Source organism: Streptomyces sp. TLI_185, assembly GCF_003814765.1.
Classification (GTDB): domain Bacteria; phylum Actinomycetota; class Actinomycetes; order Streptomycetales; family Streptomycetaceae; genus Streptomyces.
In genome coordinates this window covers 5,048,254-5,069,024 of sequence record NZ_RKRB01000001.1, presented here as the reverse complement: position 1 = coordinate 5,069,024, position 20,771 = coordinate 5,048,254, and the positions used below count along the sequence as shown (strand labels likewise).

General features: G+C 71.0%; 17 protein-coding genes and 3 tRNA genes. 11 read left to right on the top strand and 9 right to left on the bottom strand.

Going from position 1 to position 20,771, the window contains the following annotated elements; all coding sequences use genetic code 11:
- Positions 1–134: 134 nt before the first annotated feature.
- The 5 genes from EDD92_RS23285 (at position 135) to EDD92_RS23265 (ending at position 8,825) form a co-directional block, all read left to right on the top strand.
- A complete protein-coding gene (locus EDD92_RS23285; RefSeq protein WP_123966107.1) occupies positions 135–2,378 on the top strand; it encodes a DNA polymerase III subunit gamma and tau in 2,244 nt (747 codons plus the stop codon).
- Between the two features lie 255 nt (positions 2,379–2,633).
- Positions 2,634–3,887: a phosphoribosylamine--glycine ligase gene (gene purD / locus EDD92_RS23280; protein WP_123966106.1), complete on the top strand. Its 1,254-nt coding sequence runs from the start codon at positions 2,634–2,636 to the stop codon at positions 3,885–3,887.
- Between the two features lie 367 nt (positions 3,888–4,254).
- The gene (locus tag EDD92_RS23275) at positions 4,255–6,051 is read left to right on the top strand and encodes a hypothetical protein (protein WP_123970505.1); all 1,797 of its coding nucleotides are present in this window, start codon (positions 4,255–4,257) and stop codon (positions 6,049–6,051) included.
- Positions 6,052–6,263: 212 nt separating this feature from the next.
- Complete coding sequence (locus tag EDD92_RS23270; RefSeq protein WP_123966105.1) at positions 6,264–7,766, top strand: N,N-dimethylformamidase beta subunit family domain-containing protein; 1,503 nt, start codon at positions 6,264–6,266, stop codon at positions 7,764–7,766.
- Between the two features lie 159 nt (positions 7,767–7,925).
- Positions 7,926–8,825: a phosphoribosylaminoimidazolesuccinocarboxamide synthase gene (locus tag EDD92_RS23265; protein ID WP_123966104.1), complete on the top strand. Its 900-nt coding sequence runs from the start codon at positions 7,926–7,928 to the stop codon at positions 8,823–8,825.
- Between the two features lie 41 nt (positions 8,826–8,866).
- Here the strand turns inward: EDD92_RS23265 and EDD92_RS23260 are convergent.
- From EDD92_RS23260 to EDD92_RS23225, 8 genes are all read right to left on the bottom strand, one after another.
- A tRNA-Gly gene (locus EDD92_RS23260) sits at positions 8,867–8,942 on the bottom strand.
- Positions 8,943–8,965: 23 nt separating this feature from the next.
- The gene (locus tag EDD92_RS23255; protein ID WP_123966103.1) at positions 8,966–9,580 is read right to left on the bottom strand and encodes a response regulator transcription factor; all 615 of its coding nucleotides are present in this window, start codon (positions 9,578–9,580) and stop codon (positions 8,966–8,968) included.
- Positions 9,577–10,812: a sensor histidine kinase gene (locus EDD92_RS23250; protein WP_185124106.1), complete on the bottom strand. Its 1,236-nt coding sequence runs from the start codon at positions 10,810–10,812 to the stop codon at positions 9,577–9,579. The genes EDD92_RS23255 and EDD92_RS23250 overlap by 4 nt, the downstream gene beginning before the upstream one ends.
- 17 nt (positions 10,813–10,829) lie before the next feature.
- The gene (locus tag EDD92_RS23245) at positions 10,830–11,609 is read right to left on the bottom strand and encodes an ABC transporter permease (protein ID WP_123966101.1); all 780 of its coding nucleotides are present in this window, start codon (positions 11,607–11,609) and stop codon (positions 10,830–10,832) included.
- Complete coding sequence (locus EDD92_RS23240; RefSeq protein WP_123966100.1) at positions 11,606–12,544, bottom strand: ABC transporter ATP-binding protein; 939 nt, start codon at positions 12,542–12,544, stop codon at positions 11,606–11,608. The genes EDD92_RS23245 and EDD92_RS23240 overlap by 4 nt, the downstream gene beginning before the upstream one ends.
- A 170-nt stretch (positions 12,545–12,714) precedes the next feature.
- A tRNA-Gly gene (locus EDD92_RS23235) sits at positions 12,715–12,787 on the bottom strand.
- Between the two features lie 81 nt (positions 12,788–12,868).
- A tRNA-Gly gene (locus EDD92_RS23230) sits at positions 12,869–12,940 on the bottom strand.
- 124 nt (positions 12,941–13,064) lie between these two features.
- On the bottom strand, positions 13,065–13,382 hold the full coding sequence (locus EDD92_RS23225; RefSeq protein ID WP_099929933.1) for an Lsr2 family protein: 318 nt from the start codon (positions 13,380–13,382) through the stop codon (positions 13,065–13,067).
- 280 nt (positions 13,383–13,662) lie between these two features.
- Here EDD92_RS23225 and purS point away from each other — a divergent pair, with 280 nt between their 5' ends.
- The 3 genes from purS to purL are packed head-to-tail and all read left to right on the top strand — an operon-like array spanning position 13,663 to position 16,858.
- Complete coding sequence (gene purS / locus EDD92_RS23220; protein ID WP_015659417.1) at positions 13,663–13,926, top strand: phosphoribosylformylglycinamidine synthase subunit PurS; 264 nt, start codon at positions 13,663–13,665, stop codon at positions 13,924–13,926.
- Complete coding sequence (gene purQ, locus EDD92_RS23215; RefSeq protein ID WP_123966099.1) at positions 13,923–14,603, top strand: phosphoribosylformylglycinamidine synthase subunit PurQ; 681 nt, start codon at positions 13,923–13,925, stop codon at positions 14,601–14,603. Before purS ends, purQ begins: the two co-directional genes overlap by 4 nt.
- The gene (gene purL / locus EDD92_RS23210; RefSeq protein WP_123966098.1) at positions 14,600–16,858 is read left to right on the top strand and encodes a phosphoribosylformylglycinamidine synthase subunit PurL; all 2,259 of its coding nucleotides are present in this window, start codon (positions 14,600–14,602) and stop codon (positions 16,856–16,858) included. The genes purQ and purL overlap by 4 nt, the downstream gene beginning before the upstream one ends.
- A gap of 60 nt (positions 16,859–16,918) precedes the next feature.
- On the opposite strand, the gene EDD92_RS23205 is transcribed toward purL, so the two are convergent.
- Positions 16,919–18,391: an MFS transporter gene (locus tag EDD92_RS23205; RefSeq protein WP_123966097.1), complete on the bottom strand. Its 1,473-nt coding sequence runs from the start codon at positions 18,389–18,391 to the stop codon at positions 16,919–16,921.
- Positions 18,392–18,470: 79 nt separating this feature from the next.
- On the opposite strand from EDD92_RS23205, the gene EDD92_RS23200 reads away from it, so the two are divergent.
- From EDD92_RS23200 to EDD92_RS23190, 3 genes are read left to right on the top strand one after another with little or no spacing between them, the layout of a single operon-like run.
- Positions 18,471–19,115 (top strand): TetR/AcrR family transcriptional regulator, encoded by a 645-nt coding sequence (locus EDD92_RS23200; protein WP_123966096.1) that lies wholly within the window; start codon positions 18,471–18,473, stop codon positions 19,113–19,115.
- Between the two features lie 9 nt (positions 19,116–19,124).
- The gene (locus tag EDD92_RS23195; RefSeq protein ID WP_123966095.1) at positions 19,125–19,922 is read left to right on the top strand and encodes a maleylpyruvate isomerase family mycothiol-dependent enzyme; all 798 of its coding nucleotides are present in this window, start codon (positions 19,125–19,127) and stop codon (positions 19,920–19,922) included.
- Positions 19,923–19,962: 40 nt separating this feature from the next.
- On the top strand, positions 19,963–20,751 hold the full coding sequence (locus tag EDD92_RS23190; RefSeq protein ID WP_123966094.1) for an META domain-containing protein: 789 nt from the start codon (positions 19,963–19,965) through the stop codon (positions 20,749–20,751).
- Positions 20,752–20,771 lie beyond the last annotated feature (20 nt).

Here is a 20,771-nt window from a genome sequence, read left to right as displayed (position 1 = left end):
AGCGTTCAACTTAATCATGAGGGGTGCTCTGTTTCTGGGAAGCGGCTGTCAAGAGACGCTCATGTTTCGCCGGGCGCTCGTCCTGGCATCCCGGGCGGCCCGCGTTGTCAGTGGGCGCCTATAACCTCGTATGCGTGTCGTCTCTCGCGCTGTACCGCCGCTATCGCCCGGAGTCGTTCGCCGAGGTCATCGGGCAGGAGCATGTAACCGACCCGCTGCAGCAGGCGCTGCGGAACAACCGGGTCAATCACGCGTACCTGTTCAGCGGGCCGCGCGGCTGCGGCAAGACGACGAGTGCGCGCATCCTGGCCCGCTGCCTGAACTGCGAACAGGGACCCACGCCGACGCCCTGCGGGGAGTGCCAGTCCTGCCGCGACCTGGCACGCAACGGACCGGGCTCCATCGACGTCATCGAGATCGACGCCGCTTCGCACGGTGGCGTGGACGACGCACGTGAGCTGCGTGAGAAGGCCTTCTTCGGGCCGGCCGCCAGCCGGTACAAGATCTACATCATCGACGAGGCCCACATGGTCACGTCGGCCGGCTTCAACGCGCTGCTAAAGGTAGTCGAGGAGCCCCCGGAGCACCTCAAGTTCATCTTCGCGACCACCGAGCCCGAGAAGGTCATCGGGACGATCCGCTCGCGGACACACCACTACCCGTTCCGTCTCGTGCCGCCGGGGACGCTGCGCGAGTACCTCGGCGAGGTGTGCGGCAAGGAGAAGATCCCGGTCGAGGACGGCGTGCTGCCCTTGGTCGTCCGGGCCGGTCAGGGTTCCGTGCGTGACTCCATGTCCGTCATGGACCAGCTGCTCGCGGGCGCCGCGGCGGACGGTGTGACGTATGCCATGGCCACCTCGCTTCTCGGCTACACCGACGGTTCGCTCCTCGACTCCGTCGTCGAGGCCTTCGCGACCGGTGACGGGGCCGCCGCCTTCGAGGTCGTCGACCGCATCATCGAGGGCGGCAACGACCCGCGCCGCTTCGTCGCCGACCTGCTGGAGCGACTGCGCGACCTGGTGATCCTGGCCGCCGTGCCGGACGCCGCGGAGAAGGGGCTCATCGACGCCCCGGCCGACGTGATCGAGCGCATGCAGGCCCAGGCGGGCACCTTCGGCGCCGCCGAGCTCAGCCGCGCCGCCGACCTGGTCAACGAGGGCCTGACGGAGATGCGCGGCGCCAACTCGCCCCGCCTCCAGCTCGAGCTGATCTGCGCGCGCGTGCTGCTGCCCGCCGCGTACGGGGACGAGCGGTCGGTGATGGCCCGCCTCGACCGGATCGAGCGAGGCGTGAACTTCTCCGGGGGCGGCGCCGCGCCGGCCATGGGGTACGTGCCGGGGCCCGAGGCGCACGGAGGCGCGATGCCCGGGGCGACCGGCGGGGAACCGGTTCCGCCCGGAGGTGGCCCCGCCGCTGCCCGGGCGGCGGTCCGCGCATCGGGTGCGCCGTCCGTCGCGCCGGCCGGCCAGGGCGCTCCCGCAGCCGTGGAACCCCCCGCTCGCACACCTGCTGCCCCGGCCGCCGCCCCGACCGAACCTGCGGCTCCCACAGCACCCCCCGCCCCTGCCCCCGCGGCAGCCCAGCAGCCCCAGTCACCCCCGTCGGCTCCCGCCCCCGGTGCCTGGCCCACCGCGGCCACCGCGGGCGGCGGCCGACGCCCCGGCGGCTGGCCCACGGCCACCCCCGCAGGCGCCGCGCAGCCCACGCCCCCGGCCGGCGCACCGGCCCCGCCCCCGGCAGCCACGCCCCAGCCCACCGCGCCCGCCGCCGGCCACGCGTCCCCGAGCGGCGGCCCGGACCCCCGCATGCTCTGGCCGAACATCCTGGAGGCCGTCAAGAACCGCCGCCGCTTCACCTGGATCCTGCTCAGCCAGAACGCCCAGGTGGCCGGCTTCGACGGCACGACCCTCCAGCTCGGTTTCGTCAACGCGGGCGCCCGCGACAACTTCGCGAGCAGCGGCAGCGAGGACGTACTGCGCCAGGCGCTGGCCGAGCAGTTCAACGTGCAGTGGAAGATCGAGGCGATCGTCGACCCGTCCGGCGGCTCGGCCCCGCCGTCACCCGCCGCCCCCGCCAACGGCGGCTACGGCGGAGGCGGCACCGCGGGCGGCTACGGCAGCACCGCCGCGCAGCGCCCGGCGTCCCCGACGCCCCCCACCTCACCCGCCCCCACACCACCGCCCCCGACGGCCCGGGCCACCCCCTCCGCCGCACCCGTATCCCAGCCCACAGCCCCGGAACCCCCGCCCCCGGTCTCCCCCGAGGACGACATCCCCGAGGACGACGACCCCGACCTCAACGAATCGGCCCTCTCCGGCCACGAACTGATCGTGCGCGAGCTGGGGGCGACGGTCGTGGAGGAGTTCTCGAACGAGTAGGCCGAGCTTTAGGGCGGGACTGTTCTTCCAGGCGGGAGTTCTTTTCGGGCCTGTTCTTCCGGGCGCGCTGTTCTGGCCGCCGGTCACGGCACTTCAGCCCGTCCGGCGTGTGAGGACGAGGCCGAAAGCAGGGGGCTGGGGGCGGCAGCCCCAGGGCCGGTCACCGCACCACCCGGCACCGCTTGGAGGAACGCACAGCTCACCACCCCCCTCCCGCTCGGCCTCCCGCACAAAACCCCCGTTAGGCTGACCCCCGTGAAGGTCCTCGTCATCGGCAGCGGTGCCCGCGAACACGCCCTGTGCCGTTCCCTGTCCCTCGACCCCGACGTCACCGCGCTGCACTGCGCCCCCGGCAACGCCGGCATCGCCGAGGTCGCCGAGCTGCACCAGGTCGACGCCCTGGACGGCAAGGCGGTCTCCGCGCTGGCCACGGAACTCGGCGCCGACCTCGTGGTCGTGGGCCCGGAGGCGCCCCTCGTCGCGGGGGTCGCCGACGCCGTGCGCGAGGCGGGCATCGCGGTCTTCGGCCCCGCCAAGGAGGCCGCGCAGCTCGAGGGCTCCAAGGCCTTCGCGAAGGACGTCATGGCGGGTGCGGGGGTGCCCACCGCACGCTCGTACGTCTGCACGACCCCGGAAGAGGTCGACGAGGGCCTCGACGCCTTCGGTCCCCCCTACGTCGTCAAGGACGACGGCCTCGCCGCCGGCAAGGGCGTCGTCGTCACCGGCGACATCGAGGCGGCGAGGGCGCACGCCAACTCCTGCGAGCGCGTCGTCATCGAGGAGTTCCTCGACGGCCCGGAGGTCTCCCTCTTCGCCATCACCGACGGCGAGACGGTCGTCCCGCTCCAGCCCGCCCAGGACTTCAAGCGCGCGCTCGACGGCGACGAGGGCCCGAACACCGGCGGCATGGGCGCGTACTCCCCGCTGCCGTGGGCCGACCCGAAGCTGGTCGAGGAGATCCTGCAGACCGTCCTGCAGCCGACCGTCGACGAGATGCGCCGCCGCGGCATCCCCTTCTCCGGCCTGCTCTACGCCGGTCTCGCGATCACCTCGCGCGGCGTCCGGGTCATCGAGTTCAACGCCCGTTTCGGCGACCCCGAGACCCAGGTGGTGCTGGCCCGCCTGAAGACCCCGCTGGCCGGCGTCCTGCTCGCCGCCGCGAACGGCACCCTGGAGCACCTGCCGCCCCTGCGCTGGAGCGACGACGCCGCGGTCACCGTGGTCGTCGCCTCGCACAACTACCCCGGCACCCCCCGCACCGGCGACCCGATCACCGGCCTCGACGAGGTGGCCGCCGAGGACGCCCCGCACGCGTACGTCCTGCACGCGGGTACCAAGCACGACGGCGAGGCGATCGTCAGCGCCGGCGGCCGCGTCCTGTCCGTCACGGCGACCGGCAAGGACCTCACCGAGGCCCGCGACCGCGCGTACCGGGCCGTCTCCCGCATCCGCCTCGACGGCTCCCAGCACCGCACGGACATCGCGGCGAAGGCGGCACAGAACGCCTGACCCACCGCGTCGTCCACACTTTCCGACGAACCCATCGGGCCCCGGATCCGTCTAAGGATTCGGGGCCCGACGCATGCGGGACCGGGCTCCGGATCGGGCTCGGGTTCGAGTTCGGGATCAGGGGCCTGATCTTTGCTTTCCGTCATCCACCTCTCCCCAAAGCCATTCCATCGAGTGACCGATACCCCATCCGGCTGACGTGGGCCGAGGCCCCAACTAGGGTGCGGCGCAAGCGGTCCGGCACTTGGCCCACCGGCATTGCGATGTCAGTGGCGGGTGCCACAGTGGGGGAGTGAGCAACGCCAGGACAGCCGCGCGACCAGGACAGCTTGGGAGGGGGTGAGGACCGGCCGTGACCGGTACCGGTATGGGTGTGGAAGCGGGCGCGCAGGCAGCGCGCTCCAGGGCCCTCGCCGTGCTGCGCATCCGCAGCAGGGCGCTGGCCGTCGCGCTCTTGCCTGCGGCGGCCGCAGTGATCCTGCTGGCCGGCGGTTCCACCGACCACCTCGTGGGCCCGTTCTGGCACGCCGCCCGCTGGGCCATGACCCCCCTCGCCGTCCTTGTCCTGCTCGCAGCGGCCGCCATCGCCCTGGTCGTCGCCCGCGCCCGGCCGGCCGTCAGCCCGACGGTCCCGATCGCCGAGGACTCGGCCCCGGACCTGTACCGGATGGTGCGCGACCTCGCCGACCGGCTGGACGTCCCCGCACCCTCCGCGATAGCGCTCACCCCGGACTGCGACAGCTGGCTGGAGGACCGCACCCACCCGGCGCACGGCCCGCCCCCCGCGGCGGACCGCGACGAGATAGCGGGCATGCGGGGCGCCCACCGGCGCACGGCCGCCGCACCGGTCCTCGTCATCGGCTCCCCCTTCCTGTGGTGGATGCGCGTCGGCGAACTGCGCGCGGTCCTCGCTCCGGTCGTCGCCGGTACGGGACCCTCCGCCCACCCGGACATAGCAGCGGCCCGCCGCTTCGTACGGGGCCTGGACGCGGCGGTGGCCGTGGGTTCGACGCCCGGCCGCTGCCCCTTGACCCGCGCGGTGTGCGCGAGCGTCGGCTGGGTGGCCCGTCTGCTGCTGCGCAGCTGCCGGGAGCATGCGGCGCAGATGGAGCGAGGCGTGGCGGCCGCGGCCTCCGAGCGTGCACAGGCTGTGGACTACGGCCTCAGGATCGTCGCCCAGGAACAGGTGGGCCTGGCCTACGCCGGCTGGGACCGCCTGCTGACCCGGGTCGCGCTGCCCGCCTGGCGGATGGGCCGCTGGCCCTCCCGCCTGGACGCGGGAGTGGTGGCGGCCCTCACCGAACTCTCCCGTCGCGACCGCCTGGCCGAGGGCTTCGCCTCCCGCCTGGGCGAGCGCCCCGCCTGCGACCTGCTGGAAGAGCCCGGCACGGTGGACGGCGCGGCCTCACTCCTCGCCGCCCGCCTCTTCCACGGCGGACCCGCCGAGCCCGGCCCCGACTGGGCCCCGGTCGACTGGGACGAATACCCGGAGGAGGTCGTGGACCGCAAATGGCGCACCGACGCGGCCCGCCTCCACCGAGTCCTCGACACCCTGGGCGTCAGCCACACCCCTGACCCCACCACCCAGCCCGCCGACGGCCCCACCCTCTCCAGAATCCTCAACCACCTGTCGACCCCGCCGCCCGGTCCCGCAGCCGCCGACGGCGAGCAAGCCCCACAGGGGCCACCTGCAGCCGACGACGAATGCAGCACGGCTGGTGCGGGTGGGAACAACACGGCCGAAGGCGAAGCCGAGGCCGAAGAACCGGCAGAAAACGAACGCACAGCCACCCTCGCCGCAGGCCTCACCGCCGAACTGGCCCGCGAGGAAGCCACAGCCACCCCCGCGGAGCAAACCGCCCCCGACGCCGCCTTCTGGGACGACGCCACGCTCCCCCTCTTCCCGCTCCAACCCCCGCGCACAGCCCGCGAGTTGCTCGCGGACCACGTCACCGCGATGGTCTGCTGCGCCGCCATGGACACCGCAGGTGCAACGCCCGGCCTCGACTGGCTCGACGGCCCGTCCCTCCTCATCAACGGCGAACGGGCCACGGATCTGACCCCCCGCGTCCTCAGCCTCGTCGAGGACGGCGACCCGGCCCCCCTGCGGACCTGGCTTCTCGAATCCGGCATACGCCCCGAGAAGCCCGTCCGGCTTGTGTGACGGTCCCGGGTTCCGGAACCCCGCATTCCACTTTCGGCCAATTCGCAACGAATAGTGACCACATGGGTGCGCAATGTGATGTGCTGGGACCGATCGAGCACATGGCAAGGGCTTACGGCACAAGCCAGGCACGCCAGGGCCACAAGCCAGGCACGCCACACCATGCGAAGACACGCCACGCGACCGCGGGGGATCGAGGGAGGGGAGCGACCATGGGGCAGGAGCAGATCCGCCGCTGGGAATCCGGGGCGCTGGCGCATGCCGTGACCGACCCCTTCGGCCAGGGCCCCGTGCCCTGGCTCCGCGGCAGCGAGACGTACTTCGACGACACCGGCCAGGTGGTCCCCTGGTACGTGGACGCACCGCAGGAGTCATCGCCGGGCGAGTCGCCGAACACCCCTCGGGTCCCGGCACCCCGGGCCGCCGGCGGCCCCCGCTCAGCGGACGACGTCCGCCGCCAGATCAAGGGCTTCATCTCCACCGGCGCCGTCGCCCCCGGCGAGGCCGTCGACTTCCACATCACGGTCGACCCGCCGCAGGAATTCAGCGTCGACATCTACCGCATCGGCCATTACGGCGGTGACGGCGCCGCCAAGATCACCACCAGCCCCCGTCTCTCCGGCATCGTCCAGCCCCCGCCGCTCGCCGCGGACCGCACGGTCTCCTGCCACCACTGGTGGCTCTCCTGGCGGCTGCAGATCCCGAGCTACTGGAGCATCGGCGCCTACGTCGCCGTACTCACCACCCTCGACGGCTACCGCTCCCACATCCCCTTCACGGTCCGCGACAACCACCCCGCGGACCTGCTCCTGCTGCTGCCCGACGTCACCTGGCAGGCGTACAACCTCTACCCGGAGGACGGCCGCACGGGCGCGAGCCTCTACCACGCCTGGGACGAACAGGGCCGTCTGCTCGGCGAGTCCGACGCCGCGACCACGGTCTCCTTCGACCGCCCGTACGCCGGAGCCGGCCTCCCCCTGCACGTCGGCCACGCCTACGACTTCATCCGCTGGGCCGAGCGCTACGGCTACGACCTCGCCTACGCCGACGCCCGCGACCTGCACGCCGGGCACGTGGACCCCACCCGCTACCGCGGCCTGGTCTTCCCGGGACACGACGAGTACTGGTCGGCCAACATGCGCCGCACCGTCGAACTCGCCCGCGAGAACGGCACCTCCCTCGTCTTCCTCTCCGCCAACACCATGTACTGGCAGGTGGAGTTGGGCCCGTCCCCGTCCGGCGTCCCCGACCGCCTGCTGACCTGCCGCAAGCGCAAAGGCCCCGGCCGGCCCGTCCTCTGGCGCGAGATCGACCGCCCCGAGCAGCAAGTGGTCGGCATCCAGTACGCGGGCCGGGTCCCCGACCCCCACCCCCTGATCGTCCGCAACGCCGACCACTGGCTGTGGGAGGCGACCGGCGCCCACGAGGGCGACGAGATCGAGGGCCTGGTCGCAGGCGAGGCGGACCGCTACTTCCCGCGCACCCCGCTCCCCGAGCACGAGGAGCGCATCCTGCTCGCCCACTCCCCGTACACCGACTCCGAGGGCACCCTCCGCCACCAGGAGACATCCCTCTACCGAGCCCCCTCCGGCGCCCTGGTCTTCGCGTCGGGGACCTTCGCCTGGTCCCCGGCCCTGGACCGTCCGGGCCACGTCGACACACGAGTCCAGCGCGCCACCGCCAACCTCCTGGACCGCATCTGCAAACGTGACTGAACTCACGTAAGCCCACGTCACCGCCCCTTTCGACCCCACCCCGCTCCAAGGGCGACCCCCGGCATACGGGAGAATCGAGCCCATTGGCCCGCCCGTCACCCACCACCACCCTGCTCGAGCCCTTCGGGCGCCCCTTTTGTTCAACCACGGGGAGGAACCGTGTCCGGATTCGTAGAAAAGCCCGAGCCGATCCAGGTTCCGGGCCTGGTTCACCTCCACACCGGCAAGGTGCGCGAGCTGTACCAGAACGAGGCCGGCGACCTCGTGATGGTCGCCAGCGACCGCATCTCCGCCTACGACTGGGTGCTGCCGACCGAGATCCCCGACAAGGGCCGCGTCCTCACCCAGCTGTCCCTGTGGTGGTTCGACCAGATCGCCGATCTGATCCCCAACCACGTGCTGAGCACCGAGCTGCCCGCCGGCGCCCCCGCCGACTGGGCCGGCCGCACGCTCGTCTGCAAGTCGCTGCAGATGGTCCCGGTGGAGGCCGTGGCCCGCGGCTACCTCACCGGCTCCGGCCTGCTCGAGTACAACGAGTCCCGCACGGTCTGCGGCCTCGCCCTCCCCGAGGGCCTGGTCGACGGCAGCGAACTCCCCGCCCCGATCTTCACCCCGGCCACCAAGGCCGAGGTCGGCGAGCACGACGAGAACGTCTCGTACGAGGAGGTCGCCCGCCAGGTCGGCGCCGACACCGCCGCCCGACTGCGCCAGGCCACCCTCGCCGTCTACGCCCGGGGCCGCGACATCGCCCGGGACCGCGGCATCATCCTCGCGGACACCAAGTTCGAGTTCGGCTTCGACGGCGAGACCCTGGTCCTCGCGGACGAGATCCTCACCCCGGACTCCTCCCGGTTCTGGCCGGCCGACCAGTGGCAGCCGGGCCGCGCGCAGCCGTCGTACGACAAGCAGTTCGTCCGGGACTGGCTGACCTCGCCGGAGTCCGGCTGGGACCGCAAGAGCGAGCAGCCCCCGCCGCCGCTGCCACAGCAGGTCGTGGACGCGACCCGGGCGAAGTACATCGAGGCGTACGAGCGCCTGACGGGCACGAGCTGGTCGTAGGACACGAAGAAGCCCCCCGGCAGAAGCCGGGGGGCTTGATCTGGAGCGGACGACGAGGCTCGAACTCGCGACCTCAACCTTGGCAAGGTTGCGCTCTACCAACTGAGCTACGTCCGCAGTGCGCCGTGGCGCGGAGCCAACTATACCCAACCCCGCTCCCGCGCGAGCCGCACCGCCGCATGCCGGTTCTCGGCTCCGAGCTTGGAGACGGCCGACGACAGGTAGTTCCGTACGGTCCCCTGCGACAGCGCGGCCCGCTCGGCGATCTCCGCGACGGGCGCCCCGTCGGCGGCGAGTTCCAGCACCTCCGCCTCCCGCACGGTCAGCGGCGAGTCCCCGGAGGCGATCGCATCGGCGGCCAACTCGGGGTCGACGTAACGGTTCCCGGCATGCACGGTCCTGATGATCTCCGCGAGCCGCTGCGCGCTGACCGTCTTCGGAACGAACCCGCGCACACCTGCCGCAAGAGCCCGCTTCAGATGCCCGGGCCGCCCGTGACTGGTGACGATCAGCACCTGGCAGCCGGGCAGTTCGGCCCGCAGGGATGTGGCGACCTTCACACCGTCGGCGCCCGGCATCTGAAGATCGAGCACGGCCACATCCGGCTCGTGCGCCCGCGCCATCGCCAGCGCCTCAGGACCGGACGCCGCCTCGGCCACGACCACAAGGTCGTCCTCCAGCCCGAGCAGAGCGGCGAGCGCGCCCCGGATCAGATGCTCGTCGTCGGCGAGCAGAAGCCGTACGACGGCGGTCATGCCGTGACCTCTTTCACACTCAGGGGCACCTCGGCCTTCACGCGGAACACATCCGCACCGACCCGACCCGCCTCCAGCGTTCCGCCCACCGCCGACAGCCGCTCCCGCAGCCCGGCCAGCCCGGACCCGCCGCCACCCGCAGGATCCGAGGCCCCGTCGTTCTCCACGGTCAGCACCACACATCCCCCGTCGGCCTGCAGTGCTATGTCACATCGCACCGCATCCCCGTGGCGCAGCACGTTCGTCGTCGCCTCCCGCACGACCCACCCGAGCACCGACTGGACCCCGACCTCCAGCCCGCCGGCCTCCCCGCTCACCTCGCAGCGAATCCCGGCCGCACTCAACACGCCCTGCGCACCGGCGAGTTCGACCCCGAGGTCGGCCTCTCGATACCCCCGTACGACATCCCGCACCTCCCGCTGCGACTCCTGCGCGATCCGCTGCACCTCGATCATCTGCTCCACGGCCTCGACCCGCCCGCGCCGCGCGAGCTGCACGGCGAGTTCGCTCTTGAGCGCGATGACGGCAAGATTCCGCCCCATCACGTCGTGCAGATCCCGCCCGAACCGCAGCCGCTCCTCGGCGACGGCGAGCCGGGCCTCGGCCTCCCGGGCACGTTCCGCCTCCCACAGGACGGACAGGGTCCAGGCGCCGCAGCGACTGGTGAACAGGGAGAAGACCACCCCGAAACCGGTCAGTACGCCGACCATGACGATCCCGGCGGGATCCGGATCGGTCCAGGCGAACGCTGCCATGAGCACCACGGCGAGCACGGCCGACCGGCGCAGGAACACCAGCATGGGCACGACCAGCCCGTACAGCAGCCCGAAGGGCATCAGCGCGGCACCGATGACCAGCCTGATCGTCACCGCGTCGGCCCCGCCCAGCGCGGCAAGCGCCAGGGTCAGGGCCAGCGCGAGGCCCAGCAGTACGGCGGCGGGGCGCAGGGCGCGGACCGGGAGTTCGGCGCGGCCCAGGTAGTGGTCGAGCACGGTCCGGGTGAGCCGGTTGGCCTCCACGCACTGCAGTGCGCTCACCAGGAGGAGCAGGCCCGCGACGACCGCCGACGCGGGCCGCCGCTCAAGCCCGCCCACCAGCGGCAGTGCCAGCCAGGACAGGGAGAAGACCCATGTCGAGGCATACCAGGTCAACAGAGTCTGCAACTCGACCCGCTCGGCCTTGCTCCGCTCCCTCCAGTGCCGCCGCTGCCACCCCCGTATCAGCCCGAGCACGACCGCTCCCCCGTCCGTCAGCGTCGAGGTTCCCAACGGAACCACCGCCGTACAGCAAACACCGCCACCACGGTCCAGGCCAGAGCGGTCGCCATCGCGCCCAGCACCTCGTAGGCACTCAACTGCCCGGTCCAGCCGCCCCGGACCAGCCGGATCGCGGGGGAGAGCGGAAGCAGTTCGCAGACGGAGGCGAGCCGGTCCGGCAGGAGTTCGGTGGGGATCATGATGCCCGAGCCGAACATGGACGCGAACACCAGCGGCGCCGCCGTGATCTGGGCGCTCTCCGTGGTCCTGGTGAAGGAGGCGGTGAGCGCGGCGAGTGCGGCGCACAGCACCAGGCCCGACAGGAGACCGAGGACCGTGAGATACGGCGCCCGGGGCGCCCCCGCGTCGAGCAGCACCGCGCAGCCGGCGCTGAACAGGACGGCCTGAGTGAAGCCGAGGAGGACGGCGGGCAGGGCGGTGCCGGTCAGGATCTCCGCGTCGTCGAGTTCGCCGGTGCGCAGCCGCTTGAGGACGAGCTCCTCGCGGCGGGCGACGTAGGCACTCACCAGGGAGGTGTACACGGCGAACAGGAAGGAGAAGCCGATCGCGGCCGTCAGCATCACTGTGCCGACGCTCAGCCCCTCCGCCTTCAGATCCATCTGGTCGACCGCGGGCCGCACACTGAACGGCAGCGCAAGCGGCATCAGCAGCGCCGTGACCACCGCACTCCGGTTGCGCCCGAGCAGAGTCAGCTCCGCCCGTGCCAGCGCCCGCAACCGCCGCCCGACCGGGCCCAAGACCACAGCACTCACACCGCCACCTCCCGCTCCCGCGCGATCCCCAGGAAGGCCTCCTCCAGCGAGGCCGACCGCACATCCAGGCCCCGCAGCTCCACCTGCGCCCCTTCGGCCCACACCAGCAGCCCGGTGGCCGCCCGCTGCAACTCCCGCGTCCGCAGCCGTACGACGTCCCCGTCCACCTCGTGCCCGCACACCCCCAGCTCACCGAGGGGCGGCAGGTCCCCCAGGAAATAGCCGTCGGGCAGCCGGAAGGAGATCCGCGAGGGCCGGCCGGCGGTCACCTCGGCCGGGGTACCGGCGGCCGCGATGCGTCCGTCGTGCAGGATCGCCAGCCGGTCGGCGAGGCCCTCGGCCTCCTCCAGGTAGTGCGTGGTGAGCAGCACGGTGGTGCCGCCGTCGCGCAGCGTCCGCACCAACTCCCAGGTGTCCCGGCGCCCTTCGGCGTCGAGCCCGGTCGTGGGCTCGTCCAGGAACAGCACCTCGGGCTCGCCGAGCAGCGCGAGCGCCAGGTCCAGCCGCCGCCGTTCACCCCCGGACAACTGCTTCACCCGTACGTCGGCCTTCCCCGTCAGCCCGACGAGCGCCAGCGCCCCCTGTTCCGGCCGCGCCCCGCTCACACACCCCGCCCACATCCGTGCGGTCTCCGCGACGGTCAGCTCGGACGGAAACCCGCCCTCCTGGAGCATGACGCCGGTCCGCGGTCGTACGGCGGCCCGCTCCTCGTACGGATCGTGGCCGAGCACCCGCACCCGGCCCCCGGCCGGCCGGGCGAGCCCCTCCAGCAGTTCGACCGTGGACGTCTTGCCGGCGCCGTTGGTGCCGAGCAGCGCGAAGATCTCGCCGCGGCCCACGGAGAAAGAGATTCCGTGCACCGCCTCGAACCCGCCCCCGTACACACGCCGCAGGTCAGTGACCTCAATCACGTGTTCGTGTTCGCTCGTGTCCATGACTTCAGCGTCCCGGCGAGCGGGACCCCGCAGCAGTGCGCGCCGTCATCACTCGGCATGACAAATGTCAGAGGACATCAGTAGGGAGATCAGGGGGAGATCAGGAGGACGGAAGGAGAGACGCCGAACACGACGAAGGCCCCAGCCATAAGACTGGGGCCTTCGATCAGAGCGGACGACGAGGCTCGAACTCGCGACCTCAACCTTGGCAAGGTTGCGCTCTACCAACTGAGCTACGTCCGCATTGCCTCCGACCGGCTCCCACCGATCGGCGCGAGCACCAGCCTACCTGATCCACAAGAGTGGTTCTGACCGGCGGTGCAGAGCGGGTGACAGGAATTGCACACTGCGCCTTCCCCCTGGAAGGGGGATGTTCTGCTACTGAACTACACCCGCATGTACTCCGTGAGCCGGGCCTTTCGGCCTTGCCCCTCGGCGTGCTCCAGACTCTAGCTGACCAGGAGGGGTGCAGCGCAAGTCGGTTCTCCCGAGGGGCCGGTGACCGGGCGTCGGGCGGCGGCTACTGCGCCGCGCTGAACGCCTCATAGACCTTCTTGGGGATGCGGCCGCGGGCCGGGACGTCCATCTTGTTGGCCTGGGCCCAGGCGCGGACGGCCGCCGGATCGGGGGCGACCTCCGTCTGCCGGTAGGTCCTGCCCGACTTCGACCGCTTGCGGCCGGCCTCCACGTACGGCGCGAGCGCCTTACGCAGTTTCTTGGCATTGGCTTGATTCAGGTCGATCTCGTACGACTTGCCGTCGAGTCCGAAGGCGATCGTTTCCGCCGCTTCCGAGCCGTCGATGTCGTCAAAGAGAGTGACCACGACCTTCTGCGCCACGAATAATCGGTCCCTTCGTGCGGCACGCTGACAATTCATTTGTACAGTGCCCGACAATGCAATGTGAAGCCCGACTAAATCCTCCCGCGTGTCCGAGCGCAATAGGTTTCGGATGTAGATCCGGGATCTTTCCCGGAAATTTTCTGCAGTGACCGCCTTGAGTGGCGGATCGTGACAGCCGTCACGTAGATTCCTACAAGTCGACGCGCGTAGAAATTTTGTGCAGGTAGTCTGAAACCACTGCAGGAACCTGCTCCGCACCACACCACCGGGAGTGCACGTGGCACGCGTCGTAGTCGACGTCATGCTCAAGCCGGAGATCCTCGACCCCCAGGGCCAGGCGGTGCAGCGCGCACTGCCGCGTCTGGGTTTCGAAGGCATCTCCGACGTACGTCAGGGAAAGCGATTCGAACTGGAAGTTGACGGGCCGGTCGACGAGGCCGCCCTCGCCCGCATCCACGATCTTGCGGAATCCTTCCTCGCCAACACCGTGATCGAGGACTTCACCGTCAAGGTGGAGGAAGTCGCGGAGGCCGCGAAGTGACCGCTCGTATTGGCGTCGTCACTTTCCCGGGCAGCCTCGACGACCGGGACACCCAGCGCGCGATCCGCCTCGCGGGCGCAGAACCGGTCGCTCTCTGGCACAAGGACAAGGACCTCCACCAGGTGGACGCGGTCGTCCTCCCCGGCGGTTTCTCCTACGGCGACTATCTGCGGGCCGGCGCCATCTCCCGCTTCTCGCCGGTGATGGAGACGGTCATCGAGCAGGCGAAGGCCGGCCTTCCGGTTCTCGGTATCTGCAACGGCTTCCAGATCCTCACCGAGGCCCACCTCCTCCCGGGCGGCATGCTCGGCAACGACCACCTGCACTTCATCTGCCGCGACCAGAAGCTGCGGGTGGAGAACGCCTCCACCTCCTGGACCAGCGACTACAGCGAGGGCCAGGAGATCCACATCCCGCTGAAGAACATGGACGGCCGTTACGTCGCCGACCAGTACACGCTGGACAAGCTGGAGGCCGAGGGCCGGGTCGCGTTCCGGTACGTCGACTTCAACCCGAACGGCTCGCTCAACGACATCGCCGGCATCACCAACGAGGCCGGAAACGTCGTGGGCCTCATGCCGCACCCCGAGCACGCCGTCGAGCCGCTCATCGGGTCCGGCCGCACCGACGGCCTCCCCTTCTTCACCTCGATCCTCAAGAAGCTGGTCAACGCATGAGCCGGACGCCTCTGGACACGGTCGAGCACGCGGCCGCGACCCCCGACGTCGAGCTGCCCTGGGCCGAACTCGGCCTGAAGAAGGACGAGTACGAGCGCGTGGTCGAGATCCTCGGCCGCCGGCCCACCGGTGCCGAGCTCGCCATGTACTCCGTCATGTGGTCCGAGCACTGCTCGTACAAGTCGTCGAAGGTGCACCTGCGCCAGTTCGGCGAGAAGGCCCCCCAGTCGGACGCGCTGCTGGTGGGCATCGGCGAGAACGCCGGTGTCGTCGACGTCGGCCAGGGCTACGCCGTCACCTTCAAGGTCGAGTCGCACAACCACCCGTCGTACGTCGAGCCCTACCAGGGCGCGGCCACCGGCGTCGGCGGCATCGTCCGCGACATCATCGCGATGGGCGCCCGCCCGGTCGCGGTCGTGGACCCGCTCCGCTTCGGCGCGGCCGACCACCCGGACACCAAGCGCGTCCTCCCGGGCGTGGTCGCGGGCATCGGCGGCTACGGCAACTGCCTGGGCCTGCCGAACATCGGCGGCGAGGTAGTCTTCGACGCCTGTTACCAGGGAAACCCGCTGGTCAATGCCGGTGCCATCGGTGTGATGCGGCACGAGGACATCCACCTGGCGAAGGCGTCCGGCGCGGGCAACAAGGTCATCCTGTACGGGGCCCGTACGGGCGGCGACGGCATCGGCGGCGCCTCGATCCTGGCCTCCGAGACCTTCGACGACGCCAAGCCGTCGAAGCGTCCGGCCGTCCAGGTCGGCGACCCCTTCCAGGAGAAGCTCCTCATCGAGTGCACCCTGGAGGCCTTCAAGGAGAAGCTGGTCGTCGGCATCCAGGACCTCGGCGCGGCCGGCCTGTCCTGCGCGACGAGCGAGCTGGCCTCGAACGGCTCCGGCGGCATGCGCGTGACCCTGGACGACGTACCGCTGCGCGACTCGACGCTCTCGCCCGAGGAAATCCTCATGAGCGAGTCGCAGGAACGCATGTGCGCGGTCGTGGAGCCGGAGAAGGTCGACCGGTTCCTGGAGATCTGCGACAAGTGGGACGTCATCGCCACCGTCATCGGTGAGGTCACGGACGGCGACCGCCTCGAGATCTACTGGCACGGCGGCAAGATCGTCGACGTCGACCCGCGGACCGTGGCGCACGAGGGCCCGACGTACGAGCGGCCGTACGCGCGCCCGGAGTGGCAGGACGCCCTGCAGGCGGACGACGCGGGCAAGCTCGCGCGGCCCACGACGTCGGCGGAGCTGAAGGACCAGGTCCTGAAGCTGGTGGCCTCGCCCAACCAGGCCTCCAAGAAGTGGATCACCTCGCAGTACGACCACTTCGTGCAGGGCAACACGGTGCTGGCCCAGCCCGAGGACTCGGGCATGATCCGCATCGACGAGGAGTCCGGCCTCGGCGTCGCGATCGCGACGGACGGCAACGGCCGGTACGCCAAGCTCGACCCGTACGCGGGCGCGCAGTTGGCGCTCGCGGAGGCGTACCGCAACGTCGCCACCACTGGTGCCAAGCCCCTCGCGGTCTCCGACTGCCTGAACTTCGGCTCGCCCGAGGACCCGGCCGTGATGTGGCAGTTCGCGGAGGCCATCCGCGGACTCGCCGACGCCTGCCAGCAGCTCGGCACCCCGGTGACCGGCGGCAACGTCTCGCTCTACAACCAGACGGGCGAGGTGGCCATCCACCCGACGCCCGTGGTCGCGGTCCTGGGCGTCATCGACGACGTCGCCCGCCGCACGCCGGTCGCCTTCCAGGAGGAGGGGCAGCTGCTCTACCTCCTCGGCGACACACGTGAGGAGTTCGGCGGTTCGGCCTGGTCACAGGTGGTCCACGACCACCTCGGCGGGCTGCCCCCGAAGGTCGACCTGGAGCGTGAGCGGCTGCTCGGCGAGATCCTGATCTCCGCCTCCCGCGACGGCATGATCGACTCCGCGCACGACCTGTCGGACGGCGGTCTGATCCAGGCGGTCGTGGAGTCGGCACTGCTCGGCGGCAAGGGTGCGCGTCTGGTCGTTCCGGACGGGCTCGACGCCTTCACCTTCCTCTTCTCCGAGTCGGCGGGTCGCGCGATCGTCGCCGTGCCGCGCTCCGAAGAGGTCCGCTTCAACGACATGTGCGGCGCGCGGGGCCTGCCCGTCACGCGCATCGGTGTCGTGGACGGCGACTGCGTCGAGCTCCAGGGCGAGTTCGAACTGCCGCTGGAGGAACTGCGCACGGCGCACGAGGAGACCATCCCGGCGCTGCTCAAGTAAGCAGTCGTACGACGCCGAAGGCCCCGCCGGTTGCGCTCCGGCGGGGCCTTCGGCGTGTGCTCATACGGGCACCGGCTCCTTCGCAGGTTCCGAAGTGGGCGTCCCAGGAAGGGACTTGGGCAGGCGCAGGGCCAGCACCAGGCACAGTGCCATCAGGCCGGCCCCGCACAGGAACACCGTGTCCATCGCGGAGACGTACGCCTCCAGGCCCTGGCTGCGTGCCGGGCCGCGCAGTGTGGCGAGCGCGTCGGTGCCGCCGCCCGGGCCGTCGTACAGCCGGGTGATGAGGGTGCCGAAGAGGGCGGCGCCCAGGGCCGTGCCGAGGGTCTGGAAGAAGCGGATGGCGGTGGTGGCGACGCCCAGCTGATGGCGCGGGGCCGCTTCCTGGACCAGCTGGATGGCCTGGCCGATGAGCTGGCCGAGCCCGATGCCGAGGACGAGCAGTTCCGCGCGCAGCCACCACAGCGAGGTGCCGGTGCCGAGCGTGGCCAGCAGCAGGAACGCGAGCGCGGTGACGGCCGAGCCGGTGATCACGAACGTCCGCTCGTGCCAGCCCCGCTCCGTGAGCTTGCCGACGAGGATGCCCACAACGGTCATGCCGATGGCCATGGGGATGAGGTACAGCCCGGCCGAGGAGCTGGCCACACCCCGCACGACCTGGAGGTACACCAGCACGTAGTACATCGCGCCGATCATGCCCGCGCCGACCAGCGCCTGGACGGCGAAGCCCCAGCGCAGCGCAGGGAGACGGAACATGGACAGCGGCAGGATCGGCTCGACGGCCCTGACCTGGCGCCACAGGAACAGACCGAGCGCGGCCCCCGAGGCGACCGCGAGGCCGAGGACCTGCGGCGATGCCCAGGCGTACTGTTTGCCGCCCCACTCGGTGATCAGCAGCAGTGCGGCCGAGAACGCGGCGGCGAGCGCGGCCCCGAGGAAGTCGATGCGGTGGGTCGAGGTGTGCCGGGGCAGCTTCAGGACCAGTGCGCCGAGCACCAGGACGGCGGCGCCGAGCGGCAGGTTGACGTAGAAGATCCAGCGCCAGCTCGCGTGGTCGGCGAGCAGGCCGCCGATCCACGGGCCGATCGCCATGCCGCCGCCGGCGACGATGCCGCCCATGCCCGCGCCCTTGGCGTCCTTCTCGCCGGGTCCCTTGAGCTGGGCGATCACCACCATCGTCACGCTCATCAGGCCGCCGGCCCCGATGCCCTGCACCGCCCTCGCGGCGATGAGCTGGCCCAGCGACTGGGCCGCCCCGCACAGCGCCGAACCGAACAGGAACGTGCCGACCGCGCCGAGGAAGACCCGCTTGGCGCCGAGGGTGTCGCACAGCCTGCCGTAGAGCGGGAGCACCGCCGCCGAGGCCAGCGAGAAGGCGCTGACCAGCCACGGGATCTTGTCGATGCCATGGTCGGGATCGAGGTCCCGGACGATCGGGACGGTGGCCGCGGACACGATCTGCATGTCCAGGACGGCCAGGACGATGGTGACGAGGCAGACAAGGAAGCCGATTTTGCGCTGGGTCTCGGTCATGGGCACCACCATGCCCGGCATTCGTGTACCGAGTCAATGTTTCATCTGGGATGAAAATTCATCTTGGTACAGTGCTCTCATGGCTGCTGAGGCGATGGGGCTGCGCGAGCGCAAGAAGCTGCAGACCGCGATGCGGATCTACCGGACCGCGGTGGCGCTGTTCGACGAGAAGGGCTTCGACGCCGTCTCCGTGCAGGAGATCGCGGACGCCTCCGAGGTCTCCAAGATGACCGTCTTCAACTACTTCGGTACGAAAGAGGACCTGGTCTTCAAGCCCATGGAGGAACACTTCTGCGACCCGGCCCGCGCCGTGCGCGAGCGGGGGCCCGGTGAGTCCGCGGTGGAGGCCGTACGCCGTCAGTTCCTGGAGATGGTCGAGAACCGCGACCCCTCCATCGGCCTGCACGCCGAGCCCTTCGCCCGCCGGATCCGCTCGGTCGTTCTGGCGACACCGGTCCTGCGGGACCGGGCCTATCTGTCGGCCGAAAAGGGCGCACGGGAACTGGCCGACCTGCTCACGGAGGAGACCGGCGACAGCACCCTGGCCCTGATCGCCGCAGCCACCCTCACGGCCGCCCGCCAGGCCCTGGTCGAGGAGCACCATCTGCGCATCGATGCCGGCGAGAGCGTGGACGCGGTCGCCGCCGACGCGGCCGAACGCGCAGAACGGGCCTTCGCGTTGGTGGAAGAGGGGCTCGCCGGGTACGCCCGCAGGCCGCTCTAGGCTGACCCCATGCCCCCGGCCAAGAAGCGCGCCCGTGTCTACGACCCCGTCAAGATCCGCAAGGCCGTACTGGCCCAGCTCGGGAACGTCCGGGAGGCCGTGCGCGCCCTGAGTCCCGAGCAGCTGGCCGGGTCCACCCGGCTCGGCGAGTGGACCGTGCGGGAGCTGGTCGCGCACATCGGGATGGCGGTGACGGCCGTGCACCGGTCGCTCGACAAGCCGGAGCCCGCCAAGCAGGACGCCGTGCTGCTCGACTGGGCCTTCGCCACCGCCGCCAACTCCGCGGCCATCGACGACTTCACCCGGCGGCTCGCCGAGGAGCACCCCGACCTCGACGCCTACCTCGCCGACGTCGAGCAGAGCCTCGTCCGGCTGCTCGACGAGCACCCCGGCACCCGCCTGCTGGACACCAACGTCGGCGCCCTGCCCCTCGCCGACTACGTAGTCACCCGCACCGTCGAACTCGTCGTCCACACCGACGACCTGAACGCCGCCGTGCCCGGACTCGAGGTGCCGTACGACCGCCAGGCCCTCGCCGCCTGCACCCGGCTGCTCGCCGACGCCCTGGCCGCGAAGGCGCCCGGCGGCTCCACCGAGGTACGGATCCCGCCGTACGCCGTCGTGCAGTGCATCGAGGGCCCCCGGCACACCCGCGGCACCCCGCCGAACGTCGTCGAGACCGACCCGCTGACCTGGATCCGGCTCGCGACCGGCCGTGTGACCTGGGCGGATGCCGTCCAGGAGGCACAGGTGAGCGCCGGCGGCGAGCGGGCGGACCTGAGCGGGCTGCTGCCGCTGATGAAGTGAACGGGGGGAACCGGTCGCCCGTCCCTCCCGTCCCATCGGCATGGACAAACAGCGACTCACCCTCGCCGTCCTGACCGTGCTTCCGCTCGTCATGGCGTGCGGAAGCGACACGGGCAGCCCCTCCGTCGCGTCGGAAGTGTCCGGCGTCCACTGGAAGGTCGACAGCGTCACGGTGGACGGCACCACCCGGCGCGCTCCCGCCGACGCCGACGTCCGGATCCGCGAGGACGGAACCGCCGTGGGCAACTACGGCTGCAACGAGTTCGGCGCGAAGGCGGCCTTCAAGGACCACCGCGTCGAACTGACGCACGCCCGCCAGACCCTGATGGCCTGCGAGCCCCGGCGCATGGCCTTCGAACGGGCCCTCGCAGCCACCCTCACCGACCACTCGCTCACGGTCGGGACCAAGGGCGACGGCCTGACGCTCACCACCCACGACGGCGACCGCATCCGGCTGTCCAAGGAGAAGGACGCCCCGCTGTACGGGACGAAGTGGACGATCACGGCACTCGGCAGCGCCAACGGCACGGCGACCAGCCTGCCGCGGCAGCAGACGGCCTCTGCGTACCTCACCTTCGACAAGAAGTCCGGCAAGGTCACGGGCCGCCTCGGCTGCAACCACGTCACCGCGAACGCCACGGTCCGCGACGGACATATCACCCTCGGCGCCCCGTCCACCACACGAATGATGTGCGACACCTCACTCATGCATACGGAGAAGAGCCTCCTGCGCCTCTTCGACGGCACCGTGAGCTACGGGTTGGATCACCAAACCCTCACGCTGACCAGCACAAACGGAGAAACCGCCGAGGCGGTCGCCGCACGGTGATCCATTAGCGGCAGGTATCC